The sequence below is a fragment of the Salipiger mangrovisoli genome (assembly GCF_015223355.1).
Classification (GTDB): domain Bacteria; phylum Pseudomonadota; class Alphaproteobacteria; order Rhodobacterales; family Rhodobacteraceae; genus Salipiger; species Salipiger mangrovisoli.
Map to the genome: position 1 here is coordinate 1 of NZ_JADFFK010000021.1, position 25424 is coordinate 25424.

22 protein-coding genes are annotated in these 25424 nt (G+C 66.3%); 3 read left to right on the forward strand and 19 right to left on the reverse strand.

The window, feature by feature from the left end:
• Positions 1-233 precede the first annotated feature (233 nt).
• Genes IQ782_RS22600 through IQ782_RS22625 form a run of 6 tightly spaced genes read right to left on the reverse strand, consistent with a single transcriptional unit; the run spans position 234 to position 6059 of the window.
• Entirely contained in the window at positions 234-680 is a 447-nt protein-coding gene (locus IQ782_RS22600; RefSeq protein WP_194136942.1) for a phosphatase domain-containing protein, read from the reverse strand.
• Positions 668-1243 (reverse strand): histidine phosphatase family protein, encoded by a 576-nt coding sequence (locus IQ782_RS22605; protein WP_194136943.1) that lies wholly within the window; start codon positions 1241-1243, stop codon positions 668-670. The genes IQ782_RS22600 and IQ782_RS22605 overlap by 13 nt, the downstream gene beginning before the upstream one ends.
• Positions 1240-2322, reverse strand: a complete 1083-nt coding sequence (locus IQ782_RS22610) for an MBL fold metallo-hydrolase (protein WP_194136944.1) — start codon at positions 2320-2322, stop codon at positions 1240-1242. The genes IQ782_RS22605 and IQ782_RS22610 overlap by 4 nt, the downstream gene beginning before the upstream one ends.
• Positions 2315-3397, reverse strand: coding sequence for an ABC transporter ATP-binding protein (locus tag IQ782_RS22615; protein WP_194136945.1), 1083 nt, complete (start codon positions 3395-3397; stop codon positions 2315-2317). Before IQ782_RS22615 ends, IQ782_RS22610 begins: the two co-directional genes overlap by 8 nt.
• On the reverse strand, positions 3385-5091 hold the full coding sequence (locus IQ782_RS22620) for an ABC transporter permease (RefSeq protein ID WP_194136946.1): 1707 nt from the start codon (positions 5089-5091) through the stop codon (positions 3385-3387). The genes IQ782_RS22615 and IQ782_RS22620 overlap by 13 nt, the downstream gene beginning before the upstream one ends.
• Positions 5088-6059 (reverse strand): ABC transporter substrate-binding protein, encoded by a 972-nt coding sequence (locus IQ782_RS22625; RefSeq protein ID WP_194136947.1) that lies wholly within the window; start codon positions 6057-6059, stop codon positions 5088-5090. The genes IQ782_RS22620 and IQ782_RS22625 overlap by 4 nt, the downstream gene beginning before the upstream one ends.
• Between IQ782_RS22625 and IQ782_RS22630 the strand changes: the two genes are divergently transcribed.
• Complete coding sequence (locus IQ782_RS22630) at positions 6058-6993, forward strand: DeoR/GlpR family DNA-binding transcription regulator (protein ID WP_240989496.1); 936 nt, start codon at positions 6058-6060, stop codon at positions 6991-6993. The genes IQ782_RS22625 and IQ782_RS22630 overlap by 2 nt on opposite strands.
• Positions 6994-7065: 72 nt before the next feature.
• On the opposite strand, the gene IQ782_RS22635 is transcribed toward IQ782_RS22630, so the two are convergent.
• Both IQ782_RS22635 and IQ782_RS22640 read right to left on the reverse strand, forming a co-directional pair.
• The gene (locus IQ782_RS22635) at positions 7066-7989 is read right to left on the reverse strand and encodes a TatD family hydrolase (RefSeq protein WP_240989497.1); all 924 of its coding nucleotides are present in this window, start codon (positions 7987-7989) and stop codon (positions 7066-7068) included.
• Positions 7986-8729 carry an EboA domain-containing protein gene (locus tag IQ782_RS22640; protein ID WP_194136948.1) on the reverse strand — a complete coding sequence of 248 codons (744 nt, stop codon included), beginning with the start codon at positions 8727-8729 and terminating at the stop codon, positions 7986-7988. Before IQ782_RS22640 ends, IQ782_RS22635 begins: the two co-directional genes overlap by 4 nt.
• A gap of 98 nt (positions 8730-8827) precedes the next feature.
• Between IQ782_RS22640 and IQ782_RS22645 the strand changes: the two genes are divergently transcribed.
• Positions 8828-10213, forward strand: a complete 1386-nt coding sequence (locus tag IQ782_RS22645) for an alkaline phosphatase family protein (RefSeq protein ID WP_194136949.1) — start codon at positions 8828-8830, stop codon at positions 10211-10213.
• Here IQ782_RS22645 and IQ782_RS22650 read toward each other — a convergent pair.
• Genes IQ782_RS22650 through IQ782_RS22660 form a run of 3 tightly spaced genes read right to left on the reverse strand, consistent with a single transcriptional unit; the run spans position 10210 to position 14176 of the window.
• Positions 10210-11067, reverse strand: coding sequence for a UbiA family prenyltransferase (locus IQ782_RS22650; RefSeq protein WP_194136951.1), 858 nt, complete (start codon positions 11065-11067; stop codon positions 10210-10212). The two genes, IQ782_RS22645 and IQ782_RS22650, sit on opposite strands and share 4 nt — an antisense overlap.
• Positions 11064-12251 (reverse strand): metabolite traffic protein EboE, encoded by a 1188-nt coding sequence (gene eboE / locus IQ782_RS22655; protein WP_194136952.1) that lies wholly within the window; start codon positions 12249-12251, stop codon positions 11064-11066. The genes IQ782_RS22650 and eboE overlap by 4 nt, the downstream gene beginning before the upstream one ends.
• Positions 12251-14176 carry a 3-dehydroquinate synthase gene (locus IQ782_RS22660; RefSeq protein ID WP_194136953.1) on the reverse strand — a complete coding sequence of 642 codons (1926 nt, stop codon included), beginning with the start codon at positions 14174-14176 and terminating at the stop codon, positions 12251-12253. The genes eboE and IQ782_RS22660 overlap by 1 nt, the downstream gene beginning before the upstream one ends.
• 814 nt (positions 14177-14990) lie before the next feature.
• On the opposite strand from IQ782_RS22660, the gene IQ782_RS22665 reads away from it, so the two are divergent.
• Positions 14991-16733, forward strand: a complete 1743-nt coding sequence (locus IQ782_RS22665) for a pectate lyase family protein (RefSeq protein WP_194136954.1) — start codon at positions 14991-14993, stop codon at positions 16731-16733.
• Between the two features lie 321 nt (positions 16734-17054).
• Here the strand turns inward: IQ782_RS22665 and IQ782_RS22670 are convergent, their stop codons facing one another.
• The 8 genes from IQ782_RS22670 to IQ782_RS22705 all read right to left on the reverse strand — a co-directional run bounded on the left by IQ782_RS22670 (position 17055) and on the right by IQ782_RS22705 (position 24986).
• Positions 17055-18167, reverse strand: coding sequence for an ATP-binding protein (locus IQ782_RS22670; RefSeq protein ID WP_194136955.1), 1113 nt, complete (start codon positions 18165-18167; stop codon positions 17055-17057).
• Positions 18168-18187: 20 nt separating this feature from the next.
• A complete protein-coding gene (locus IQ782_RS22675) occupies positions 18188-19198 on the reverse strand; it encodes an ATP-binding protein (protein WP_194136956.1) in 1011 nt (336 codons plus the stop codon).
• Complete coding sequence (locus IQ782_RS22680; protein ID WP_338092630.1) at positions 19195-19614, reverse strand: ATP-binding protein; 420 nt, start codon at positions 19612-19614, stop codon at positions 19195-19197. The genes IQ782_RS22675 and IQ782_RS22680 overlap by 4 nt, the downstream gene beginning before the upstream one ends.
• A complete protein-coding gene (locus IQ782_RS22685; RefSeq protein WP_338092631.1) occupies positions 19607-19951 on the reverse strand; it encodes an STAS domain-containing protein in 345 nt (114 codons plus the stop codon). The genes IQ782_RS22680 and IQ782_RS22685 overlap by 8 nt, the downstream gene beginning before the upstream one ends.
• A gap of 10 nt (positions 19952-19961) precedes the next feature.
• Positions 19962-20837: an STAS domain-containing protein gene (locus IQ782_RS22690; protein ID WP_194136958.1), complete on the reverse strand. Its 876-nt coding sequence runs from the start codon at positions 20835-20837 to the stop codon at positions 19962-19964.
• 299 nt (positions 20838-21136) lie between these two features.
• Positions 21137-21514 carry a response regulator gene (locus IQ782_RS22695; RefSeq protein ID WP_194136959.1) on the reverse strand — a complete coding sequence of 126 codons (378 nt, stop codon included), beginning with the start codon at positions 21512-21514 and terminating at the stop codon, positions 21137-21139.
• A 225-nt stretch (positions 21515-21739) separates the two neighbouring features.
• Positions 21740-23812, reverse strand: coding sequence for a glycogen debranching protein GlgX (gene glgX / locus IQ782_RS22700; protein WP_194136960.1), 2073 nt, complete (start codon positions 23810-23812; stop codon positions 21740-21742).
• Position 23813: 1 nt separating this feature from the next.
• The gene (locus tag IQ782_RS22705) at positions 23814-24986 is read right to left on the reverse strand and encodes a sugar phosphate nucleotidyltransferase (RefSeq protein WP_194136961.1); all 1173 of its coding nucleotides are present in this window, start codon (positions 24984-24986) and stop codon (positions 23814-23816) included.
• Between the last annotated feature and the right edge of the window lie 438 nt (positions 24987-25424).

The window sequence follows — 25424 nt, forward strand, 5'->3', positions numbered from 1 at the left end:
CCGTCTGGCGTCCCGTCGTGCGCCTCAGCGCCGCCGGTGAAGGGGCTTTTACGGAGAGTGCCGGGGGGCTGCAAGCGCAAAATTCACGTCTTTCGCAGAAAATCGCGCTGACGTTACGCCAGCCGGATCCCCCTGCCCCGCCGCTCCTGCAGGGAGGCTTCCCGACGGACGCCCGCCGCGACTCCGCGCTCCGCCCCCTGCCACTTTGGCACCGGGCGCATCAGCGCCGATCGCTAGAACTCCCCTGGCGCGCATTGCAGGCAGGTCAGCCCGGCGGCGCGCCAGAAGGCCACGACCGAGCTGCGGTCGTCCACCACAAGCCAGGGCGCGTAGCCGTCTGCGCGTATCCGCGCCAAGGCAGAGCGTTTCGTGTCGGGATCGGAGGCGGCATCCTCCTCCGGCAGGCGCAGGTAGATCGCCGCCACCGCGATGCCCGCCGCCTCTAGCCAGGCCTCGGTCTGCGCCCGCCAGCCCTCGGGGCGCCCCGAGCAGATCACCACCGTCTCGCCCTGCGCCTGCAGTTTGGCCAGCAGCCGGGCGACGGGTTCGATCACCGGGGCATCGCGCATCGCCTCGTGGAAGGCGTCCCAGTGCTTGGTTTCGCCGTGCACGAGATGGCCGAGCCGCGCGGCGTCGAAATGCGCCAGCGTGCCGTCGATGTCGAAGATCACACAGTCCATGCGAGGTCCTTCCTGCTCAATTGGGAATTCTGCCAGCCGGCCGGGCACGGGCGGAAAAGAAGGGGCGTCGTGTTCGCGGCGGAGGGGCCATGCGCCGTGCCGCCGGTCAGCGCGCGGGCAGCGCGTATGACACCGGAATGGGCGACGAAGACCGGCAGCGCCTCGCCGGAGGCGGCGAGGCCCTCGGTGATCGACGCGGCGACCCGCGCCAGCAGCGCCGCGAAGCTCTCTCCGCCCTCCGGTGTCGCCTCGCGCGGCGGCAATGTCGCCACCGGATGCCCCTCGTACCGGCCCCAGTCGCGCTCGCGCAGTCCGGGCAGCACGCGGAACGCCAGCCCCGGAAAGGCCAGACGGGCGGTATGGCGCGCCCGATCCTGCGGGCTGACGTAGAGCGCCAGGGAGCCGGGCCAGGGCCAGTCCGCCAGCCGCGCGGCGGCGGCGCGGCCCTCGCCGGTCAGCCGCGCCTCGATCCGCCCGGCAATCAGACCGTCGCGATTGGCGTCTGTCTGGCCGTGACGGATCAGGACAAAGGGCCGCGCGGCGCCGATCGCCGGCCCGGTCACAGCACGGCGCCTTCGTTCAGCAAGAGCCGTGCGGGGATCCGGCTTTCCAGCAGGTAATCCTCGGGGTTGCTGCAAAACAGCGGCGCGTAGGCGTGTGCGTCGAGGCGGTCGAGCATCCGGATCTGGTCCGACAAGGGCGGATGGACGTTCCAGCGCAGAAAGTGGCCGCCCTCGGCGGCGATGGCGCGGGCGTGGGCGGTCATGTGGCCGGTGAAGACCACCGCAGCATCGCCACCGAGCCGTCCGGCGTCCCGCCACGCCCGGACCATGCGCCAGGCCTCTCCCCCATCGGCGTTGGGCGTGTCGCAGACGAGAAACCGCGCCGCGGGATCGAAGGGCTGATCCAGCAGCCGCGCAAGGGCTTCGCATCCCGGCGCGAGCCCGCCTGAGGCGAGCGCCGTTGCAATAGCCTGCTTGCAGGCGTCGTCGAGCGAAACCTCGCCCCACCCCATGAGGTGCAGCGCCAGTTCACCGGCCCGGCCGGAGGGCGGCACCGGGAACAGCAGTTGCCTGCCCCGCGCGCCCGCAAGCGTCGCGTCGAGACGCGCGCGCCGGTCAGCCTGTGCCACGTCATCCAGGTGATACGATGCGTCGATCATCGCGACCCGCGCGGGCGGCGGTGCGTCGAAGGCGAACCAGCGCGATTCCTCGGACCAGTCGCCGGAGTAGAAAAGCCCCTGCCCTATCCCCAGGTGCAGCCAGACGCCGCCAAGCGCGTGACCGTTGCGGCCGGTGGTCACAGTGACGCCGCCGATGCATGCCTCTCCGCGCTCCGCCAGCAGGCCGAGCTTCGCGCCCGGCGGCAGCGCGCGTGCGGTCTGCGCCGTGCAATGGATCGGCTGCCCGGCGGCGATGGCGTGGGCCGCGCCGCCGATATGATCGATGTGATCATGGGTGATGAAAACGCGGTCCGCGCCCTCGAGCCAGTCAGGAACAAACGGCGACGTCGCCTCTGGCCCCGCGCCGACGTCGAGGATCCAGGTCTCGCGCCCGGTCCAGACCCGCAGGCAAGCGGGCCCCTTTTCGCCCAGGCCCGATTGCACGTCCACGCGCGGCGGCAGGGTCACGCTGTCACGCATGGGCCAGCGCCCGTGCCATCAGGGTTTCGCTTTCGGGGTCATGAAACGCCCAGGCATCCTCGATCGAAAGGCCCAGGGCCTCGCCGAGCCGGGCGCGCCGCGTGGCATAGGCGACAAGCGTCTCGCCGCCCAGCTCGACCTGCAGCCGGAACCGCCCACCAAGGTAGGTCTGGCCGACAACCCGCCCGCGCAGCGGCCCGCTGTCCCGGATCACAACGTTCTCGGGCCGGATGCTGACATGGCTTGGCGCAGCGCATCTTGCGCGGACGGCGTGCCGTTGTCCCAACACTTCGATGATCGTGCCGTCTGGCATCGACTCGCCCGTGGCGCGCACCGGTATGACCGCCCCGTCCCCGACGAAACCCGCCACGAAGCAATCCGCAGGTTCCCTGTAGAGCACCTCGGGGGCGGCGAACTGGCGAATACGGCCGCTCTCCATCACCGCGATGCGGTCGGCCAGCGCCAGCGCCTCGCCCTGGTCGTGAGTGACATAGAGCATGGTGGCACCGATGCGCCGGTGAAAGGCGCGGAACACTTCCTGCATGGAGGATCGCAGCGCAAGGTCGAGGTTGGCGAGCGGCTCGTCCAGCAGCATGGCGCGGGGTTCGAACACCAGGCATCGCGCCAGCGCGACGCGCTGCCGCTGCCCTCCCGACAGCTGTGCGGGCATGCGCGCAGCAAAGTCACGCAGCCCGGTCAGCGCCAGCGCCTCGGCCACGCGCCGGTCGCGCTCGGCGCGGGAGACCCGCCGGACCTCGAGCGGGAAAGACACATTCTGCGCCACGGTCTTGTGCGGCCAAAGCGCGTAGGACTGGAAGACGATGCCGATCTCCCGCGCCTCGGCGGGCACGAAGTGCGTTTCGTCCGCCATGACCTCGCCGCCCAGGCTGATCCGACCCGCGCTCGGTTTCTCGAAGCCGGCGGTCAGGCGCAGGAGGGTCGTCTTGCCGCAGCCCGAGGGGCCGAGCAGCGCGATGAACTCCCCCGAGGCTATCGAGGCGTCCACCGCCGCCAGCGCCGGTCGCGCGGAGCCCTCGAACTGCTTGGACAGGTTGGAAAACCTCAGCTCTGCCATGGGATGATACCTTTCGGAAAATGTCGCGCGCCGGCCTGTACGGCGGCCATCAACGCGACGATGAGGCAGACGATGGACATCGCCAGCGCCGATGCCATGACGGTTTCGCCACTGTCCTCGAGGTTGAAGATCACCACGCCCAGCGTTTCGGTCCCCGAGGACCACAGCAGCGCCGAGACGGTCAGCTCGTTGACCGCCGTGAGGAACACGAGGATCGCTCCGGCAGCGGCCGAGGGCGCGGCCAGCGGCAACACGATCGCGCGCAGCCGGGTGATCAGATGCGCGCCGACGCTGGCCGCGGCCTCTTCCATCGCCGGGTCGAGCTGCGCCAGGCTCGACTGGATCGGACGCAGCATCACGACGAAGAACCGCGCCAGATATGCCAGCAGGATGATCCAGATCGTGCCGTAGAGCGACAGCTCGGTGAAAGGCACCCGCATGAAGGCAAGGATGCAGGCGATCGACAGGACCACCCCTGGCAACGCGTAGGGCAGATCGATCAGCGCATCGAGCGCGCGACTCAGCACCGTCGGGCGGCGCTCCATCAGCCACGCCAGCGGCAGCGAGAACGCCATCAGCGTCAGCGCGGCGGCCAGCGCCAGGAACAGCGAGTTGGCGTAGGCCCTGCGCGTCACGGGCTGGGTGAACAGCGCCTCGATCCACGCTTTGGCGGTCACCGTGTCCAGCCGCAGCGGCACGCCGTAGGCGGGGATCAGCGAGGTCGCGAGAAGCGCGGCGAGCGGCAGCACAAGGATGGCTGCAAGGAACAGCCAGAGCGCGACCTCGACCGGGGCACGCGCCCGCCCCAGCGACAGCGCCAGCGGAGTGCCCGAGAACCCGACCAGCCCGTACCCACCCCGGCGCAGCATGAGGCGCGAGGCCAGCACGCCGAGAATGGCCACCGCCGCGATCAGCAGCGACAGAACCGCGACCTCCGACAGGACGGAAGGCCCAAGTCCGGTCAGCCGCTGGTAGATCAGCGTCGGCAGGGTCGAATAGCGCGCCGGGATACCCAGCATGGCGGGGATGCCGAAGTTGCCGAGCGCCGTGACGAACGCCATTGCGGCCCCGGCGATCAGCGCGGGCAGCGACAGCGGCAGGACAATCTGGCTCCAGACCCGCCAGGGGCCCGCGCCGGACATTCGGGCGGCCTCGACCAGTTCGGCCGGCAACATGCGCAGCCCCGCGCGCAGCGTCAGAAAGACCAGCGACGCGTGCTGGAGCCCCAGCAGCAGGATAATGCCCGCAGGAGAATGCAGCGGCTGCGGACTGCCCAGCGGTGGCGCGAGACCCAGCATCTTCAGCAGCACCGAAGACGGGCCAGTCACCTGCATCCAGGCCAGCGCGGTGATCTGCGGCGGGATCATCATCGGCACCATCAGGCAGAACACGAGCGCCGCCTTGGCCCGCACATCCGTCAACGCGACGAGAAAGGCAAAGCTGGCGCCGACCAGCACCGAGATCACCGTGCCCCCGGCCGCCGTGACCAGCGAATGCAGCAGCGCGGTGCGGGTGCTGTCCTGCGTCAGGACGGAGGTCAGATGCGCCGTGGTAAGACCGCTGCCGACGCCCACGCCTTCGAGCAGCAGCCGCACGACCGGCCCCAGAGAGATCAGGGCCACCGGCAGCAGAACCAGCAGCAGCAGCCGGTCCGTGGACCGGCTGCTGCCCTTGTGCGCGAGCGTCACGCTCATTGGACGCCGAAGACCTCGGCGAAGCGCGCCTTGTTGGCATCGGCATCGTCGAGCGCCTTGGCCGCATCGAAGGCCATCAGCTTGATGTCCTCGCGGGCCGGGAAGCCCTCGGGCGACGCCAGGCCGTTGCGGGCGGGGATATAGCCCATGTCGACGACCAGCTCCTGCCCCTGCTCGGAAAGGACGAAATCGACGAATTTCTCAGCGGCATCCATGTTCTTGGCACCGGCGAGGATCGCCACCGGCTCGGTCACGTAGGACACGCCTTCCTCGGGGAAGACGAAATCGACGGGCGAGCCCTCGGCCTTGGCCCGCAGCGCCATGTAGTCGACCAAAACGCCATAGGGCTTCTCGCCCGAGGCAACCGCCTTGAAAGTGCCGCCATTTCCGCCCTCGGCAAGCGTCTGGTTGTCGGCCAGCGCCTGGTAGTAGTCCCAGCCGAGCCCGTCGGTCTCGGTCAGCGTCGCGAGATGGATCAGCGCGGCACCGGAATAGAGCGGCGAGGGCATGGCCACGAGACCCGCCATCTCAGGCTTTGCAAGGTCGGCCCAGGATGTGGGCACCTGTTCGACGCCGGTGTTGTAGACGATGCCCGTCGTGATCAGCTTGGTGGAATGGTAGTAACCCTCGCTGCTGTAGAGCGACGGATCGTAGGCTTCGGCCTCGGGCGAGGCGTAGGCGGCGAGTCTGCCCTGCTGCGCCATGGCTTCAAGAGTGACGGTATCGGCAATGAGCAGCACGTCGGGCTGCGCGCCGCCCGCTTCCATCTCTGCGGTCAGCCGGGCCATCAGCTTGGTGGTGCCGTCACGCACCCAATCGACCTCGATGCCGGGGTTGGCGACCTTGAAGGCATCGACGGTCTTCTGCGCATCGGCATTCGGCTGCGAGGTATAGAGGGTGAGGGTCTCGGCCGAAACCAGCGTCGGCACGACAACCGCGCAGGCGGCCAGAAGAAGGGAACGGGACATGGAAACTCCAGTTTCGTTTTTCGAGCGAAAGCAAATTCGAACGACGCGACCACTAGAGACCTCCCGTGACAGCCAGATGACATTTAGAGGAATTTGGCAAAATTCTTATATTGCCTCGCGTCTTGGCTGCTCACAGAATGTCGGGAAAATGGAGGCTCGAACGAAAATGTCCCAGAGTGATCTCGACCGGCGGCGCGATCGCATCGTCACCCTGCTCTCGACGTATGGCGAGCTTTCCGCTCAGGCGATGTCCGACATGCTGGGCGTGACGGTACAGACGCTCCGCGCCGATCTACGGGCGCTGGACGACGCGCGCGTCGTGCGGCGGCGGCACGGTGGTGCCAGCCTTGTCTCGGTCAGCGAGAACATTTCCTACCATCCGCGGCAGGCGGTCTCGAAGACCGAAAAGGCGCGCATCGGCGCCGTGGTGGCTGGCTTGCTTCCGGATGGCGCCACCGTCGCCCTGGGGACAGGCACCACGGTGGAAGCCGTCGCCCGCGCGCTCGCCGGTCACGAGAAGCTGACGGTGGCGACCAACAGCCTGCACGCAGTGATGGCCCTGCAAGCTGCGCCGGGAGCCACCGTCTTCCTCGCCGGAGGCAAACTTCGAATGCGCGACCTCGACCTCATCGGCGCGGAAAGCGCCGAGTTCTTCGCGAGCATGCGGCTCGATCATGCGGTCTTCAGCGTCGGCGGCATCTCCGAGGATGGCGCGCTGCTGGATTTCAATCTCGACGAAATTCGCGCGCGCAAGGCCATTTCCGCGGCCGGGGCGCAGCGCATCCTTGTCGTCGACCACGTCAAGGTGCATCGCCCGGCGCCGCACGCATGGGGAACGATCGCCGACGTGGACCTGATCGTCTGCGGCGGACATCTGCCCGAGCCGCTCCGGGACAAGGCGGCGAGGACCGGCACGCGCATCATCGAAGCCTGAAACCGACCCCTGCCCTCCCCGCACCGGGCCCGGCGCCCCCCGGAGCCCCTGCCCCGAGGAGACGCCGCCCGATCATTCGATGGTCAGCCCCTTGCGACGCTGCGTTCCCGGCTCCTCGATGACCGGCTCGCGGCCGCCGCGCAGGATCGAATTGCCCTCGTAGAGCGTGCGCTGGTCGATCGCGGGAGGCGACAGCCAGTCGCTTTCCTTCATCTGCCCGCTCTGGCCGTAGGCCGCGAGCGCATTGCCATAGCAGACCGCCCGCACCACGGCTTCCGGGACCCCGCTCTGCAACGCCAGCTGCGCGGTCTTGGCAACCCCGAGGCAATCCGAGATCCCCCAGTCACAGGCACTGTCGACGATGATCCGCTCGCCGCCGTATTGCTTCAGAAGCTCGACCATCCGGGCGTTGCCCATCTTGGTCGAGGGGTAGATCGAGAAGCCCGCCCAATAGCCGCGCTGCAACACCTCGCCCACCGTCTCCTCGTTGTTGTGGTCGATGATCACCATCGAGGGATCGAGGCCCATTTCCTCGCAGACATCCATCGAGCGGCTGGTGCCCTGCTTCTTGTCGCGATGCGGCGTGTGGACCATCACCGGCAGGCCCAGGTCCTTCGCCAGGGTGAGTTGCAGGCGGAAGTACTTGTCCTCGAGCGCGGTCTGCTCGTCGTAGCCGATCTCGCCGATGGCCACGACGCCCTCCTTGAGGGCGAAGCGCGGCAGCCATTCCATCACGCCCTCGGCAAGTTCCTCGTTGTTCGCCTCTTTCGAGTTGAGCCCGACGGTGCAGTAGTGGCGGATGCCGAACTGCCCGGCGCGGAAGCGCTCCCAGCCGACGATGGTCGACAGGTAGTCGACGTAGGTTCCAACGAAGGTGCGCGGCTGGCCAAGCCAGAAGGCCGGCTCGATGAGCGCCACCACGCCGGCGGCCGCCATGGCCTCGTAATCGTCGGTGGTACGCGAGATCATATGCGCGTGGGGATCGATCAGCATCATGACACAAACTCCTCGATAACACGTCCCTCGGCCCGTGCCCGGTCGAGCTGGGCCCGGATTTCCGGGGTTTCGGCAAAGGGGCTGACCAGCGGCCAGAGTTCCTCCATCACCGGCCGCCCGGCGGCCCATCGTTCGCGGGCATATTGCACAAGGATCCGGGCAAGCTCTGGGTTGGTGCGCTCCTGTAGGCCGGTGATCGGCCCAAGCGCCGCGCCGATGAACAGCGCCTTGAGGATCATGTGGTTCCAACGGTGTTCGTCGAAATGGTCGCGCGGATAGGGGTTGTTGTGGGCGATCGCCTCGAACACCGGCTTGAGGTTGGACCGCAGCCCTTCGCCGACCTCGAAATGCAGGCTCTCTGGCTCGGGATAGAGCGGCAGACCGCGGTAGAGCGCGATCATCTCGGCCGCGTCCGCGGTGCGGCGCAGGTCCTTGAAGGTTTCGGCGAAGCGGCGTTCACCGTTGTAGGTCAGCAGCCCCAACACCCGCGCAGCACCGTCAACGCTCCAATCACCGGGCTGCCATGCGGGGTGCGCGGCATCGGCATCGGCCAAGTCTTCCGGGCCAAGGGCAAGGTCGGCCTTGCCAAGCCGCCGCGGCGCGAAGCCGAGGAAGAGGTGCAGGTCGCGCTCCGGCGCGCCGGGGACGGCGAGCGTCGCGAGCTGTTCCTCAAGCCAGGGCCTCTCGGTCCCGGCGCGGTCCCCTATCCATTTCTGCAAAAGGTCCTTTGGACTTGTCATCAAACTCTCTCCCAAATGGTAAATGAAACACTGGACTGGCGGAGGGGACGCACGTCATAGTCGGCGAGTATTTTTATTTCTGGATATTGTTTGATCTCATGACACCGACTCTTGTTGTTCTTGTCGTCGGCCTGACCCCCAAACTGGTCGGCCAGTTTACTCCGAACATCGCCAGCCTCGCCGCGCGCGGCGCCTTGCGCCCGCTGGAGACGGTGACCCCGGCGGTCACCTGCACGGTGCAGGCCACGCTTGCGACCGGCCTGCCGCCCTCGGGGCACGGGGCGGTGGCCAACGGCTGGTACTTCCGCGATCTCAAGGAGGTGCTGCTCTGGCGCCAGCCCAACTCGTTGCTGGCGGGCGAGAAGATCTGGGACGCCGGCAAGGCGCGCGACGCGTCCTTCACCTGCGCCAAGATGTTCTGGTGGTACAACATGTACTCGAGCGCGGATTACTCGGCGACGCCGCGGCCGATGTACCCGGCGGACGGGCGCAAGATCCCCGATCACTACGCCCACCCGCCCGAGCTGCACGACGAGCTCGACGCCAAGCTGGGGCGCTTTCCGCTCTTCACCTTCTGGGGACCGACGGCAAGCATCAGCTCCTCGGCCTGGATCACCGATGCGACGCTGCACGTGATGGAGACGCGGCAGCCGACGCTGACCCTGACCTACCTGCCGCATCTCGATTACGATCTGCAGAAGTTCGGCCCCGATCTCGAGCACCCCGAGGTGCAACAGTCTCTGCGCGACATCGACGCGCTGGTCGGCAAGCTGGTCGATGCCGCCGACGCCGAGGGACGCCGGGTGCTGGTGGTCTCGGAATACGGCATCACCCCGGTCAGCGACGCCATCCACATCAACCGCGCGCTGCGCGAGGCGGGGCTCATCGCCGTCCGCCCCGAGGAACACGGGCGCGAGATCCTCGACGCCGGTGCCTCGGTTGCCTTTGCCATGTCCGACCACCAGCTGGCGCATGTCTACGTCAACGCCCCCTCGCGGCTGGCAGAGGTCAAGGCGCTGGTCGAGGGGCTCGACGGGGTAGAGGCGGTCTGGGACGAGGCCGGCAAGCGGGCCAATGGCCTCGACCATCCGCGCTCGGGCGAGCTGGTGGCGATCAGCAAGCCCGACCGCTGGTTCAGCTACTACTACTGGCTCGACGACGACAAGGCGCCCGACTTCGCCCCCACCGTCGATATCCACCGCAAGCCGGGCTACGACCCGGTCGAGCTGTTCCTCGACCCCGCGCTGCGCTTTCCCAAGCTGGCGGCGGGATGGAAGCTGGCCAAGCGCAAGCTGGGCTTCCGGCAGATGCTCGACGTCATCTCGCCCTCGCGCACGGATCTGGTGAAGGGCAGCCACGGGCGGCTCACCGATGACCCCGGCGACGGGCCGCTGGTGATTTCCTCCGAGCCGGGAATGCTGCCCGAGGGGCCTGTGAAGGCGGTGGATTTCAAGGCGCTGACGCTGTCCCATGTGTTCGACTAGGTCCCGGCGATCCGGCGCTGCAGCACGCGCGTCAGGGCAAACCCGGCGACCGCCAGCAGCGCCGGGAGCCAGCCGCCGTGCACCCCGGCGATCAGCGCCGCGTCATAGAGCGAGATCGACGCGATCAGCAGGGTGACGGCCCTCGGCACGTCACCCTTGGCCCGGCGAAAGAGGAAGCGCAGGGCAAGGCCGGTGGCGACAAGGAACCCCAAGGCGATCAGCAGCGCCAAAGGACTGCCCCAGCCGATGACCAGCACCATCACCGCGGGGAAGGCCAGCACCGCCAGCGGCCAGATCCGCTCGAGCCGGTCGTAGGCCTCCTGCTTGGCGGCATAGGTGAGGCCTACGACATAGGCCATCAGCCCCAGCGCGCCCCACACCGCCACGCCGGGAAAGGCGCCGGTGGCAGCGAAGGCCGCGAGCGCGTAGCACATGAACCGCGTCACCCCCATGATCACCGGCGCCAGCGCGGTGCGCTTGTGCAGCCAGTCGTAGAGGAAGATGCTGAGCGTCAGCAGCAGCGCCGCGACCACCGCCAGCCCGCCAAGCGGCAGCGTCAGCAGCATGCCGAGCCCAAGCATGGCAAAGCCGCCGAGAAAGACGGTACGCTGCGAAATCTCCCCCATCGGGATCGGGCGATCCGCCTTCTGCGCACGGTCAATCTCGGCGTCGAAAGCATCGTTGAGCCACATGCCCCCCACGTAAAAGAGCGTCAGCGCCAGCGCACTCAGCAGGATGGGCAAGAGCGCCGCGCCCGGCGCAGCGGAGAGCGCCAGCAGCGCCCCTGCCATGGCATTGGTCCAGACCGTGGGCAGGTTCGAGACCCGCCCGAGCTTCAGCGCGGTGCCGATCATTGCCCGAGACGGTCGAGCACCCAGCCCAACTCCCGCGCGATTGCCGCGTCCACGCTCGAGGTCCGCAAGTCCGGGGGCAATACGTCCCATGTGTAGGTCTCCACTTCGAGATGCGGTGAGATCGGCTCGGCCCGATGCAGGTCGAGAATGTCCTTCAGAAAGTCCTGCGTGCTGTCGAAGAGCCCCAGCGAGCCGAGGAAAACCGGCACGTGAAAATGCACCCGCCATTCTTCGCCGTCGGCCTCGGCACCGCGGGCCAGTGCCTCGGGCAGGTCGGAATAGGCGGTGATCGGCCCCTCGCCACGGCGGGCGAGCACCTGATGCAGGTAGGTAGGCTCGGAATAGGCCGCGAGCGCCGCGCGCACCTCTGGGCTCACCCGCGCGCGCAGCGCCGAGCTGAGCTGCAGCTTGTGGATCGGAATCCCCGCACCCTGCAGGAGGGCGAGGCTCTGCGCCGGATCCTCGTATTCCACCGCCGCATGGCAGACGTCGTAGCACAGGCCGAGATGCGCGCGGAGGGCGACTTCGGCCTCAGCGCTGTCCAGCCCGGTCAATTCGGCGAAGCGGGCCACGGCTGCGGGGCTGTAGAGCCAGTCCTCGAAGAAGGCGACGCTGCCCGCGATGGTTTCGAGAAAGCAGAAGGGCTCGGGCTCTATCGCCAGCGCCACGGTGACCCCGCTGCGCCCCTTGACCGCCACGCAATGCGCCGCCGCCTGAAGGTAGTGCTCGGCCATGACCGGCTCGGCGCCCGCGGCCAGCGTGCGGAACGTGCCCGGCACGGTGCTGAGGCTGACCCAGTCGCCAGGTTCGGACAGCTCGGCCATGAGATCGATGAGCCGGAGGGTGTAGCGCAGCCGCTCGGGGTCGCGCCAGTCCGGCTGGTAGACCTGTTCCTTCACGCGCACACCATGGAACGGACCGTAGGGAAAGCCGTTCATCGTTGCCGGGACGAGGTCGTTTTCCCGCAGGAAGCTTTTCAACCAGGCGCGGCGGCCCTGCTGGTCCAGTTCGTCAAGCGCGTTCGAGGACAGCCGCAGCCCCACGGCGAAGCGCTCGTCGGGGCAGAGCGCCCGCTTCACCGAAAGCAGCGGCCCGGTCAGCGCGGCGTGGCAATCCTCCCAGGTTTCGGTGGCATGGATGTTGAGGCAGTAGGTCAGGGTGCCCAGCCCGTTGCCGAGCTTCATCAGCCCCGCCCCCGCCCGTCGGCCCCGGCCCGTGCCGCCAACCATGCCAGCGCCTCGGCAACCAGGTCGGGCCGCATCTCGTTCACCTCGACGCCGACACCAAGCCCCGCGAGCAGCGTGACGGTCAGCTCGCCGCCGAGATGCTCGCGGAATTCCTCGAGCCCGACGAGAATCTCGAGCCGCCCGTCCGCGTCGCGCCCGGCAAGGGCATCGTGCCAGATCGGCAGGCCGAGCGCCCGCAGAACCGCCAGAACGCGCTCCTCCAAACCGGGCGCCAGCAGCCCTGCCAGAACCGAGTAGCGTGCATCGAGCGCAATTCCCATGGCCACAGCATCGCCGTGGCTCACCTCATAGTGGGTCAGACCTTCGAGCTTGTGCGCCGACCAATGGCCGAAATCGAGCGGCCGCGCAGAGCCGCGCTCGAAGGGGTCGCCTCCCAAGGCAATCTGCCGCATGTGAAGTTCGGCCGAGCGGCGGATCATGTATTCCTCGGCCTCTGGCTCGAAGTGCTTCAGCCGGGTCGCGTTTGCCTCGAGCCAGCTGAAGAAGTCGGGATCACGGATCAGCGAGACCTTCACCGCCTCCGAGATGCCGGACCGGCGTGTCGCCGCGGGCAGGGTCTCCAGCAGGTCGAAATCGTTCAGCACGGCCCAGGGCGGGGCAAAGCTGCCGGCGAAGTTCTTCGACCCCTCGAAGTTCACCGCGTTCTTCACCCCGACGCCGCTGTCGTTCTGCGACAACACCGTCGTCGGCACGCGGATGTGTCGGATGCCCCTGTGAGCCGTCGCCGCGGCCATGCCCACCGCATCGAGCACGGCGCCGCCGCCGACCGCCAGCACGTAGGAATGCCGGTCGATGCTGTGCTCGAGGATCAGCCGATACAGTTCAAAGACCGTCTCGAACCCGGCCTTGACCGCCTCGCCGCCTGCGACTGCGATCGGCGGGGCGACCAGATCGACGCCCTCCACGCGCTCGCGGAAATAGCTGCCGATCGCGTCAGAGAGCGTCGGCAGATGCGCCAGGAGATCGCGGTCGACAAAAACCAGGCAACGTTGGCGCCGCGTCCCGGCCCCGGCAGCCAGCGCGTCGCGAAGCGCCGGGTTGCCCGGATCAAAGAGCCCGCGCGTGAAGACCACGCGATATTCATAGTCGACCGAGAAGGCCTGCGTGACCGTCAGCGTGGCAGGCTCACCTCCCCCTGCGATCGCCTGCGGAACCGGCGCCGCTTCGGGGGCCGGCTCGCTGCGCGACAGCGCGCCTTTCCCCACCATCGCACTCCCCGGCGCATGAAGACGCCCATAAGCGGCCCGTCCCGCCAAGCTTGCCACCGGAAGCGCCAAGGCGGCGCAAAGTGCGAGAAGGAACGAATTCACCTCGAGCGCGAGAGCCCCGAGCGAGGCATAGGCTGCGGCGATACCGAGATTGGCCAGCGCCACCACGCCGAAGAACTTGCGCAGCGGCAGACCCGCCACGCCGGCGGCAATGGTCGAGGTTTCGGCCAATACCGGCACGGCGCGCATCACCAGTACCGAACCAAGGGCGATGCGCTGGGACACCTGCGCCGAACGTTGGAGGTACTCCTTGCCGAGAAGCCCCCCCAGCGCGCGGCTGCCGCCGGTCGCGCCGATCCAATAGCCGAGCAGGCAGCTCAGTGTCATCCCGCTCCAGCAGGCCAGCGTACCGGCCACGACGCCAAGCATCGTGCCCGCAGACACGTTGACCACGCTCGACGGCACCGGAAGAACGACATCGAGCGCCAGCGCCGCGACGATGAGCGCCCAGAGGCCCGAAGCGCTGTGACTACCGGAGAGAAGGTCAGTGACGAGGGCTTCGGTCCGATCTCCAAGCAGCAGGAAAGCCGCAGCGAGACAAAGGGACAGCATGGTGAGAATCACGAGCCAACGCAGCGTCAGGGAAACCGACATTACAAATACCTTTCTCGAACACATCACGCCCCGACGCAGGCCGGGGGAGAAAAATATAGAAGTATCAATCAATTCGCATTAATTCGCCCACGCAAAGGGATGCAAAGTTCCCTCCGTCCGTGCGGACGCATTGTGACAGGCTAGGCAAGAGATCGCCCTTCGCATAGCCCCGAATTGACGCAGCCGTGCAGAATCCGGCCCTTGGTGCGTGCTGCGGCGCGCGCTGCGTCCCCGCGTCTTCATGCTGAACTTGTGGCAGGTTGCGCCGGGGCTGGCCTTGCGGACGCCGGGGCGATTCCATCGCGCTCCGGGCGTTCGGCGTGATTCTGAGCGACCATTTCGCCCTGCGCGCGCCAGTTCCCCTTCGGCACCCGCGCGGGCCTTCCGGTTCCTCGGTCCATCCCGGCGGTTCGCATCGCACAAAATGGCACCAAAGCCTAATTTCTAGCCAGTCGCTTCGCGAGAATTCGCTCAGTTTGGGTTGGCGAGCGCCCGCCGAAGCTCCTTAGCGACAGCCAGTTATCGTTTCGGTACAAATTACATTATGACTCAATTGTTTCCCTGGAATTAACGAAACCCGCCGCCGCAGGGACCAGGCTTTCTGCACCTCTGACCGGCGGAATTTATCCTGCTTCCCTTGGGTCAATCCACCTCTGAGCGCCGATCCGCCCGCGCAGGATCGGCGGTAAGACACTCAGCCCTTCAGCCAAAGCTTCCCATACCAAGGCGGCTCTGGGCGGATGTGCCTCGGGTCAATTTTCCTGACCAAGCAAACAATTACAACCCAAAGTAGCAATTAGGGACAGAAACTCAAATGGCCGTAGAAAACTTGAAGAAGATCGCGTTCGAAGGCGCGCAGGGCTTTGGCGCGGGCGCGACTGGCGGGCGCGGCGGTGACATCGTGAAGGTGACCAACCTCAAGGATTCCGGTGAGGGATCGCTCCGCTGGGCGCTGGAGGACCTCGACGACCCGCGGATCGTCGTGTTCGCGGTCGGCGGACAAATCGATCTCAAAGAGGAGATCAGAATTAACGGCGACGTGACGCTCGCCGGACAAACCGCCCCCGGAGGCATCACCGTTTCCGGCGCGCGCCTGAGGGTGATCGAGAGCAACGTCATCATCCGGGGGATGAACCTGCGTCCAGGCGACTCGAACGATGGCCAGAAGGCCGAGAACCGCGATGGCATCTCCGTGGGCAAGAACGGCCGGACGGTCGAGGATGTGATCATCGACAGCAATTCCATCAGCTGGGCGATCGACGAGAATACCTCGACCTGGGGCAGCCCCAATAACGTCACCTGGTCGAACAACCTGATCGCCGAGGCGCTCCAGGACTCGCGGCACCCCAAGGGCGACCACAGCATGGGGATGCTGATCGGCGATGGCAGCGAGAACATCAGCATCATCGGCAACCTCTTCGCCAGCAACGACCAGCGCAACGCTGTGGTGAAGGACGGCTCGGAACACATCGAATACATCAACAACGTCGTCTACAACTACGGCCGTCAGGCCCTCGAGGTCGCTGGCGGCAGCCTCCACGCGATCGGCAACGTCATGATCGCCGGCGATGATTCCAACGGCCGCGCGGCGATCCGCCTGAATACCGGCGACGGCCGCCAGGCTTTCTACGTGTCGGACAATCTCTCGGCGGTCTCCGGCGATGCCACCAACAAGATCAAGAGCAGCTACGTCTTCGATCCCAGCACGAAGGAAATCATCCCCAGCGAGGACGTTCTGGACTGGGTTGTGTCGCATGCCGGGGTGATCATCGATGGCAAGCGCAGCAAGATCGACCAGCGCATCATCGACACGGTCGTCGACGATGACGGCCGTATCATCGACTCGCAAAAGGAGGTCGGCGGCTACCTGGATCAGGTGGCGATGAAGACGATCAAGGACAGCGACGACGACGGCATTCCCGACGCCTACGAAAAGCTTATCGGATCGGACGCCAACCGAGCCGATTCAGACAAAGATGCGGATGGCAACGGGCTCGCCAATATCGAAGACTACATCAACGCCCTGCTCGACGGCTCGGCCAAGGCCCCCAGCAGCTACGCCATTTCCAGCGATTTCGTCGAAGAAATCATCAGCGCTTCCGGCGGCTCCGGCACGAACGGCAGCAGCTCGCGCGGCGACGCCGATTCCTTCGTCATCGAAGCAGAGGACTTCAAGATAGAGAAAGGCTTTGCCACCGCCAAGCTATCGGCGGCCTCGGAAGGCAAGGTGCTCAGGGCACATCACGATGCAGAGGCCTCGACCACCTTCGACGGGAAGTCCGGCACCTATGACATCGGCGTCCAATATTTCGACGAGACTGACGGCGTCTCCTATCTGGAGGTCCACCTCAATGGAAAGATGCTCGACGCCTGGCATTGGAACGCCAACCTTGGCAGCGCGCTTGCCAACATGAAGACACGGACGACCCACGTGATCGACGATATCGAGATCGAGGCGGGTGACGAGATCGTTCTCATCGGCACCGGGGCGCGCAGCACCGAACCGCTGCGCATCGACGCGCTTCACTTCACCCCCTCTGACACGCTCCTGAACTGATCGGTTTGAGGTCTGGCGATGAGCTGCCCCCCTGCCCTCTTGGGCGGGACCCGGCGCGAGCCTGGGCAGTTGGGCTGGCCCCTGCGCGCGACAGAAGTCCATAGCGATTTCGCGCGATCAGGGCCAGCCCGGCGCGCCCTGGGCCGGCCGGGCCTCGGGCAAGAGGTGACAAGGGTAACGCAGACGGCTGGCTCTGACCGATGCCGGGGTCAGTGTCCGGCCCCGCTTGCTGCACCGATTGCCCCGTCGCAGGCCTAAAGGTGCCCGACCCGTCACCGCGCGGGGCGGCCAGCACCGTGAGGCGCGCCCACGCCCGAAGTGCTAGGTTTGCGCGGGAAACTTGATGTGCACGCAGAGGCCGTCCGCGCCGTCTACGGTCAGCGTCGCATCATGCTGGAAGGTCAGCGTCCTGATCATCCGCCAGCCAAGCGAATTCGACCGTTCCGGGCGCTCGGCTTCCGCTGGCAGGCCCACGCCGTTGTCCGATACCGCCAGCATCATGCCGCGGCCCAAGTCCCCGGTCACCGTGACACGGATCAGCCCCGAGTCCCGTCCGACGAAGGCATATTTGAAAGCATTGGTGATGAGTTCGCCGATGATCAGCCCGATGTCGATCGCAAGCTTGCTGTCGAGCTGTATCTCGGCGCAGCTCACCTCGATCTTCGCCTGCACGCTTCCGCCGCTGAAGGCCCGCTCCGAATTCCGGGCCACTTCGTCGAGCATCTCCGACAGCTCGACCTTGCCGGCATCCGTGCCTCGCTGCATCAACTCGTGAGCCTTGGCCAGCGAGCCCACGCGCACTTCGAGCTCGGTGAGAACCTGATGGGTCTCGTCCTGCTCGGCTTGCGACTTGCTCATCCGGATGAGCGCGACGATGAGCGCCAGGTTGTTGCCGGTCCGGTGGTGAAGCTCCTGCATGAGCAGGTCGCGGTCGGCGATCCCTTCGGTCAACTCGCGGTTCTGCTCGCTCAGGGCGGCGGTCGGATCCTTGGCCCTGAGTTCCTTGAGCGCTTCGGTGGCCTGATCGATCAGGCGCGGCCCGGCAGGCAGATTTGCCGAAGGCAGGAAGGCGGCATCAATCCGCGTGCCCTCGAGCCCGGTCTCAACATCGAAGCGCTTCGCGATCCGCTGCACGCCGCGCAGCCCGAGCCCCATGCCCGTCGATGAGATCGGAGCGCCATCCGGCTCAAGGTTCTCTTTGGGGATCCCCCGCCCCTGGTCGGTGACGATGAGACCGAGCGCCGTCTTGCCGTTCACTTCGGTGATCGAAAAAGTCGCGCGGCCCTTCTGGCCGTGCTCGATCGCGTTACGGCCGAGTTCGACCACGGCCGTGACCGTTCGTGTCCGCTCGAAAGCGCCGAACTGAAGCACGTCGGTGAGCGTCATGGCCACGTCGCGCAGCCTGGCCACATCTGCGCTCTTCTCGAGCGTCACGGTGGTGAGCCTTGCCGATTTCATGCGCCGCGCTCCCGGTTGATGCGCATCACCACGATGCTGGCGTCGTCCCGGCCGCGGAAAGCCCGGTCCAGGAAGAACCCGGCGATCAGCAGTGGGCTTTTCCTGAGCAACCCCGGTGGGAAATGGGCCTCGCGGAGCGTTTTCAGGCCGTCGCTGTGCAGGATCACCATATCGCCGCTATCAAGCTGCACCGTTTCCTCGAAGCCCCGTGTGACCGCGCCGCCGATCCGGCCGTCGCGGACAGCCATCCGCCGAACGCCCTGCGCCCCGATCACCAGCGTCGAGATATTGCCAACCCCGGTGTAGCGCATTTCCATCTGCGGCTGCGCGATGTGCACCAGCGCTGCCACCGCCCCGCGCCGACCAACCAATTGCTCGGTCAGCTGCCGCATCAGCCTGCCCGGCTCCGAGGATAGCCCACCCGCGGCAAAGGCGGCCTCTGTCACCTCGGCCGACGCCTCGGCGGCGGCAGGGCCGTGTCCGAGACCATCGCACAGCAGCACATCGGTCGCCGCAGGGGTCTGCCGCAACTGGAAATCGTCGCCACAGGCATCTTCGCCGGGATGGCAGACGCGCAGGCCGACGGCCTCGATGCCCGTGTCCGCGCTCTCTCCCCGGCCGCCGAAGGTGCACACGATGGTGGTCCCGTGCTCCGGCGAGCTGAAGATGTCGAACGTGTCCGAAAGGCGCACGATCGCACCAAGGCCGAGCCCCGCGGAGTCGGTCGAACTCTCGCCGTCCTGGAACATCCGGTCGATGTCCGAGATTCCGGGGCCGCGGTCTGTGAAGATCATCGAGACGACGTCGGAACCCGCAATGCGCAGGCCTTCGATCAGCGCCCTGCCGCGCTCTGCGTAGCGCAGGATGTTGGTGGTCGCCTCGGTCGCGACAATCGCGAGTTCATCGATGCGCGTCTCCGGAAGGCCGATCTCGGCGCCATGCCGCCGCGCGAGCCGCCTAACGACGGCAACCGCGCTTCGATCATCGATATCAACCCACTGGTTCATAGTTTCACGCTCATGGAAACGGTGGTCCCCTCGCCGGGCGCGGACCGGATCTCGAAGCCATGTGACAGGCGCTTGGCCCCGCCAAGACCTTTGCCCAGACCGCCTGCGGTGGTGTAGCCTTCGGTCATGGCCAATGTCACATCTTCGATCCCCGGACCCTGGTCCCGGCATTCGACGCGCAGATACTTGTTACGATCATCGAGATAAATCGAAATCTGGCCGCCACCACCGTGCACGATCGCGTTGCGTGCGATTTCGCTTACCGCTGTCGCGAAACGGGTGACCTGCATCGCCGAAAGCCCACGCTCCTTGAGCATCCGGGCAACCGCCTGGCGCGCGGCAACGACGTCCCGGCTGGTGGCGAGCGTTATCTCCGCGAGCAGGGGCAGCTTCGATATCCCGCTGGGATCAGGCACGCCGCAACTGAGAGAGCGCGTGGGTCAGGCTGAGCGCCGTGCGGGTCTCGGGCAGGTACATGCCCAGCTCCACAAGCGTCACCGCAACCGCCGGGCGCATCCCGACCACATAGGTCTCGGCTGCCAGCAGCCGCGAAATGCCGGCAAGCTGGGCAATGACGCGCCCGACAAAGGTATCGACGATCTCTAGCGAGCTGATATCGAGGATCACGCCCTTCACGTTCTCCTTGGCAATCCGGTTGGAGAGCGTCTCTTGCAGGTCCAAGATCTCGGTATCGGTGACGTCATCCTGAATGGAGACGAGAAGAGCGTTCTCGACCAGGTTGATGGACGTCACACCCGACACCTCAGGAGGCCTCGTTCTTCTTGATCACGTAACCGACCCGCTGCAGCGCGTCCGACAGGGCGGTGCGGATGCTCGACCGGGTCGACACCGTGCCCACGTCGATACCAAGCTGAACCATCGTCTGAGCGATCATCGGGCTGATGCCACTGATGATGCACTCCGCCCCCATCAGGCGGACGGCGGCGGCGGCGCGCAGCAGGTGCTGGGCAACCTGGGTGTCGACTGTCCCGACCCCGGTGATGTCCATGATCACCACCTCGGCCTGACGCTCGAGGATGGTTTGCAAAAGGTTCTCCATGACCTCCTGCGCGCGGGCGGAATCAAGCGTTCCGATCAGCGGCAGCGTGAGAACACGGTCCCAAAGCTCGACAACCGGCGTCGACAGTTCCAGCATTTCCTGACGCTGGCGTTCGATGATCTGGTCACGCTCGCCAATGAAGATCTCGTTGGTGTGGATCGCGAAGGCATCGACCAGCCGCGTGACCATCAGGACGTCGCGGATGAGCTTCATGCCCTCGACGCCGGGCATCGCCTCGAGGCGCTTGAACAGCGGTGCCTTGAGCGCCAGCACGAAGGTCGCCATTTCGGTCGGCGTCACGCCACGGCTGACACGTTCCTTGCTGACATCGGCCAGAACGGCACGAAGGTCTTCCCAGGCGTCGTCGTCGAGGCTGAACTCTTCATTCACCACACCAGCGCGAACGCCCTTGCCGAAGGCTTTCAGGAGTTCCTGGTTCTGCGCGCGACTCTCCGAGTCCGAGAAGAGGTCAGAGCGTTTGACCCCCTCTTTCACCTGCGTGCCGAGCCACTCCTCCACGACACCAGAGAAATCGGTTTCGAGGATGGTCAGAATATTTGCCGTCGCTGTTTGCGGCATTTGCAGGAACCCCAGTTCAAATTGATGCGGCACCTAAGGCAATTAGTTGCGATAAAGTCAACGGCAAGAGCCAGATAAGCTGCCGTTGCGTCATCCCTGAACAAGACACTGTCTCCCGAGGCGCACGCCCGGCTCGCATGGCGATCGGCGGGCGACAAGCTTTGCGGAGAAGATCGGGCGGAGGGCCACCCGGAATTTGCCAAAGAGGCGCGCATTCCATGGATCGTTGCGATGCAAGGGGCGGTCCGTTCAGCCACTGTCGGAGGTCATTGGCAAGGCGCGACCGCCTTCACGCCCCTCTAGCCCAGGGCGCCCGGTGCGGCGGCGGTACGCGCATCAAGGCGGTTCAGCGCCGCAATCAACGTGTCGGGTGCGACCGGCTTCATGCAGAATTCGGCATCGGGATACTCACCGGAAACGTCATGTCGTTTCAGATGCCCGGAGTGGAACACCAGCCCGACACCCATGTCCTTCAACCTTTCGGCGACAGGAAACACCTCTCCGTCAGCCAGCCGCACATCCAGCACGGCAAGGTCGGGATTCATCGAGCCGATGGCGCTCAGGGCACCCGAACGGGTCGGGAAGCTGCCAATGACTTCAAACCCCGCGTCTTCGAGAAAGATCTGAAGGTCGAGCGCCACGACGGCCTCGTCTTCGCATATCAGTACTTTGGCCATGTGCTGCGGATCCCTGCTCTTGTGACGCCCATGATACTAAGCGGAAGCCCCCTCCGCCGGTTCCCAGCTAGCCAGCCGAAGCCTCGCCCTGTCGCAAGAAACCGCTCATAGGCACCCGCCTACCCGCCTCGGCGGGCGTTCGCCGCCGCGCAGCCGGAGGCGCAGCAGCCAAAGGCGCAGCAGCCGGTCCTGGTCTTTTCCCAGCGAGGCAGGAAGCCGCGCGGATCAGCCCGCCTGCCCCGCGTCGATGTCTCGGTGGCGCAGCACCGCGACGGCCTGCGCCTCGACGGTCAGGCTCTCGCCGAGCTCTTCGGCGCAGGTCAGCTGATCGCGCGCCGTGTCGAGGATCAGCTCCCAGTCGCCCTCGGGCAAAGCGAAGGCGCAGGACTCGCCGCCATTGATGAGGATCAGCAGATCCGGCCCATCTTCTTGATGATGTCGCAGGCCCGTGGCAAAGAGCCCGCCATCCTTCCAATCCTGCTCGGACATCTGGCGCCCCTCGGGATGCAGCCAGATGGTCTCGGTCGCCTCGGGGCGCGGCCAGAAGCCGTAGGGGGCCAGGTGCCCGCGCCAGTCACGGCGCAGGGAGGTGAGCGCCGCGACCGCCGAAATCAGCCCCGGTCGCGCCGCCTCCCAGTTGATCCAGGTTGTCTCATTGTCCTGGCAGTAGGCATTGTTGTTGCCGTTCTGGGTCTGGCCCATCTCGTCGCCAGCCAGCAGCATCGGCACGCCATGCGACAGGAAGAGCGTCGCCAGCATGGCCTTGACCCGCCGCTCGCGCGCGGCGTCGATGCCGGGATCGTCGGTCGCGCCCTCGTGGCCCATGTTGTCCGACAGGTTATGGTTGTGGCCGTCGCGGCCCTCCTCGCCGTTGGCCTCGTTGTGCTTGTCGTTGTACGAGACCGTGTCCCACAGGGTGAAACCGTCGTGCGCGGCGATGAAGTTGACAGACGAGGTCGCGGGGCGGTGCGAGTGGTTGAATTGCACCGGGCTGCCCATGAGCCGCTCGGACAACCCCGCCAGCTTGCCCGGCTCGCGCTTCCAGAAGGCGCGGACATCATCGCGGAACTTGTCGTTCCACTCGCGGAAGGGCCAGGGAAACCCGCCGACCTGATAGCCGCCGTCACCCACGTCCCAGGGCTCCGCGATCAGCTTGACCTGACTCAGCACCGGGTCCTGCCGGATGGCGTTGAAGAAGGCGCCCTCGCGCTCGAACCCGTCGGGCTCGCGCGCCAATGTCGAGGCCAGATCGAAGCGGAACCCGTCGACGTGGAACGCCTCGACCCAGTAGCGCAGGCTGTCCATCACCATGCGCAGCACCATAGGATGCGCCACGTTGAGCGTGTTGCCGGTGCCGGTCGTGTCGAAGCCGTGACGGCGGTTCTCGGGCGAGAGCAGGTAGTAGCTGGCGTTGTCGATGCCCTTGAACGACAGGGTCGGGCCGAGCTCGTTGCCCTCGGCTGTGTGGTTGTAGACCACGTCGAGGATCACCTCGATCCCCGCCGCGTGGAAGCGTTTCACCGCGGCGCGCACCTCGCGCACGTCCTCGGTGGCAAGATAGGTGCGGTTGGGCGCGAAGAAGCCCAGCGTATTGTAGCCCCAGTAGTTGCGCAGCCCCTGCTCCATCAGGTGCCGGTCCTGCACCATGGCATGGATCGGCAAGAGCTCGATGGTGGTGACGCCCAGCTTGTGCAGGTGTTCGATGATCGGCTCGGACGCCAGCGCTCGGAACGTGCCCCTATCCGCCTGCACGACGCCGGGATGGCGCATGGTCAGACCTTTCACATGGGCCTCGTAGAGTACCGTGTCCTGCCAGCGCACCTGCGGCGCGGCATCGGCCTCCCAGTCGAAAACCGGGTTCGCGACCACCGCCTTGGGCATGAACGGGGCACTGTCGCGGGTGTCGAGATCCAGGTCCGAGCCGCCGACCGGGTAGCCGTAAAGCGCGTCGTCCCAGGTCAGTTGGCCGCGCATCGCCATGGCGTAGGGATCGAGCAGCAGCTTTTGCGGGTTGAAGCGATGGCCGTTGCCCGGATCGAAGGGCCCGTGCACGCGGTAGCCATAGGCCTGACCGGGACCGATATCTGGGCAGTAGCCGAAAAAGATGCCGCCCTCTGCGCGCGGCAGTTCCAGCCTGGCCAGCTCGGCCTCGCCCGCCTCGTCGAAAAGGCACAGCTCGACGCCCTCGGCGTGGTCGGAGAAGAGCGCGAAATTCGTCCCCTCCCCGTCGAAGCGGGCACCAAGCTGGTCCGGCCTGGAGCGGGAAGGGTCGGTTAGCGCGTCACGCGGATCGATCATGTCAGCCTTCCATGGGCGAGAGAGAGGTCATCCGGGGTCGTTGGCGGAAGAGTGGACGCGTTGGAGCCTTTCGCAAAGTGGTCTCTCGCCGCGCCATCATCTCGGCGGTGATGAGCAGCGTGCCGCCAGCGCTTCGGCGGAACCAGCGGGCATCTTCCTCCTCGTCGAAACCGGCGCGGAACCCCACCGGCAGCTGGACACCCGGTCCGACGATGGCATTGCGAATCTGGCTCCGCCGACCGGCCCTGCTGCCCGGCAGGTACACCGTCCCCTCAGAGAAACTGTCGACAGACTGGGTCACCGGGCGCCGCATGGTCTTCGGCAGCGCAACCGGCGTCTCGGCCGCGTCGAAATCCAGCTGCGCGAGACGGTAGGCGTCCAGCGTGCCGACGTCCCGCCAGTAGGCGCCCCGGCCCTCGTCCCCCTCGGGCAGGCGATACACGCAAAGCGCCTTCTCCTGCAGCGCCATCGGCAAGATGTCCTGGCCGAAGTCATCGCGCGCAGCCGCCGGACCGGCGCCGGCGCGCAGCGCGGCCTTCAGCCAGATCCAGTCGAACACATAGATGCCCGTCGACGCCAGCGCGCGGCCGGGGTCATCGGCCATTGGCGTCGGATGCGCAGGCTTCTCGACGAAGCCCGAAAGACGACCCCCGGCATCGAGATCAAAAATCCCGAAATCGCCCGCCGTCGACAGCGGCACCGATGTCGCCGCAACAGTGACCGGACATTCTTGGGAGCGGTGATGCTGAAGAAGGGCCGCGAGATCGATGTCAAGCACGTGATCGCCGGAGAGGATCATGATTTCTCGCGGCCCGAAGGCATCGAGCGACGTGATATTCGCGCGCACCGCATCGGCCGTGCCGCGATATCCGTGAGCGCTCAGGGCCGCGCCGTCACGGATCGAGACTCCCCTGGCAAAGTTATGCGCCCAGTTGCGATCAAGGTGACGACAAAGACCGTCCGGCCGGTATTGCGTTGCAACGAAGAGGTTCTCGAACCCGGCACGGACCGTCGCGGACAGCACGAAGTCGACGATGCGGCCCTCGAAAGAGCCGAAGCTGAGTGCCGGCTTGCAGACCCGGCTCGTCAGTTCGAACAGGCGGGACCCCTGGCCACCCGCCAGCAAAAACGGCAGGCAACGCGACGGAGCAGCAGCGCTTCTTGGAAATGTCATCGGGATTGGCCCTGTCAGGAGAAATCATGCGGACACCGGGCGCCTTCGGCACCCTGCCGCGACCTTGGTCGCTATGATCCGACCGGCCGGACGATCCGCTGCACAAACCCGTCGCGCCGTACTTTGTTCCTGAAAATCTCCGGCCGCCGGTCGAATTCCAACACGCCGATATTTCCAGGGATTCCGCGCCTTTGTCCGCCGGTTCCCGCGGGTCGCGTGCGCACCCTCGCGGCGAGAGGTCTGACCCCCGAACGCCCATCCTCGGCGGATCGAAAACATCCGCCGCGCGCCAGCCGCGCGCTCTCCTCCGTGGTCAAGGCACCCGGGTCAGGACAGCAAACGTCGCGCGGAGAAACCGTCGACAGACTTTACCCAGACCTACGCCCTTCGCAGATGGTCTCGATATGTTTCCAGATGCATCGGGATAACGTTGGTTCT

Bases quoted from the DNA above. Each gene is read 5' to 3' on its own strand.
- IQ782_RS22600 (WP_194136942.1), bottom strand. From the start codon at position 680: ATGGACTGTGTGATCTTCGACATCGACGGCACGCTGGCGCATTTCGAC.
- IQ782_RS22690 (WP_194136958.1), bottom strand. From the start codon at position 20,837: ATGCCGCAAACAGCGACGGCAAATATTCTGACCATCCTCGAAACCGAT.
- IQ782_RS22660 (WP_194136953.1), bottom strand. From the start codon at position 14,176: ATGTCGGTTTCCCTGACGCTGCGTTGGCTCGTGATTCTCACCATGCTG.
- IQ782_RS22615 (WP_194136945.1), bottom strand. From the start codon at position 3,397: ATGGCAGAGCTGAGGTTTTCCAACCTGTCCAAGCAGTTCGAGGGCTCC.
- IQ782_RS22650 (WP_194136951.1), bottom strand. From the start codon at position 11,067: ATGATCGGCACCGCGCTGAAGCTCGGGCGGGTCTCGAACCTGCCCACG.
- IQ782_RS22610 (WP_194136944.1), bottom strand. From the start codon at position 2,322: ATGCGTGACAGCGTGACCCTGCCGCCGCGCGTGGACGTGCAATCGGGC.
- eboE (WP_194136952.1), bottom strand. From the start codon at position 12,251: ATGAAGCTCGGCAACGGGCTGGGCACCCTGACCTACTGCCTCAACATC.
- IQ782_RS22665 (WP_194136954.1), top strand. From the start codon at position 14,991: ATGGCCGTAGAAAACTTGAAGAAGATCGCGTTCGAAGGCGCGCAGGGC.
- IQ782_RS22620 (WP_194136946.1), bottom strand. From the start codon at position 5,091: ATGAGCGTGACGCTCGCGCACAAGGGCAGCAGCCGGTCCACGGACCGG.
- glgX (WP_194136960.1), bottom strand. From the start codon at position 23,812: ATGATCGATCCGCGTGACGCGCTAACCGACCCTTCCCGCTCCAGGCCG.
- IQ782_RS22695 (WP_194136959.1), bottom strand. From the start codon at position 21,514: ATGGCCAAAGTACTGATATGCGAAGACGAGGCCGTCGTGGCGCTCGAC.
- IQ782_RS22645 (WP_194136949.1), top strand. From the start codon at position 8,828: ATGACACCGACTCTTGTTGTTCTTGTCGTCGGCCTGACCCCCAAACTG.
- IQ782_RS22630 (WP_240989496.1), top strand. From the start codon at position 6,058: ATGGAAACTCCAGTTTCGTTTTTCGAGCGAAAGCAAATTCGAACGACG.
- IQ782_RS22640 (WP_194136948.1), bottom strand. From the start codon at position 8,729: ATGACAAGTCCAAAGGACCTTTTGCAGAAATGGATAGGGGACCGCGCC.
- IQ782_RS22675 (WP_194136956.1), bottom strand. From the start codon at position 19,198: ATGAACCAGTGGGTTGATATCGATGATCGAAGCGCGGTTGCCGTCGTT.
- IQ782_RS22625 (WP_194136947.1), bottom strand. From the start codon at position 6,059: ATGTCCCGTTCCCTTCTTCTGGCCGCCTGCGCGGTTGTCGTGCCGACG.
- IQ782_RS22635 (WP_240989497.1), bottom strand. From the start codon at position 7,989: ATGATGCTGATCGATCCCCACGCGCATATGATCTCGCGTACCACCGAC.
- IQ782_RS22705 (WP_194136961.1), bottom strand. From the start codon at position 24,986: ATGACATTTCCAAGAAGCGCTGCTGCTCCGTCGCGTTGCCTGCCGTTT.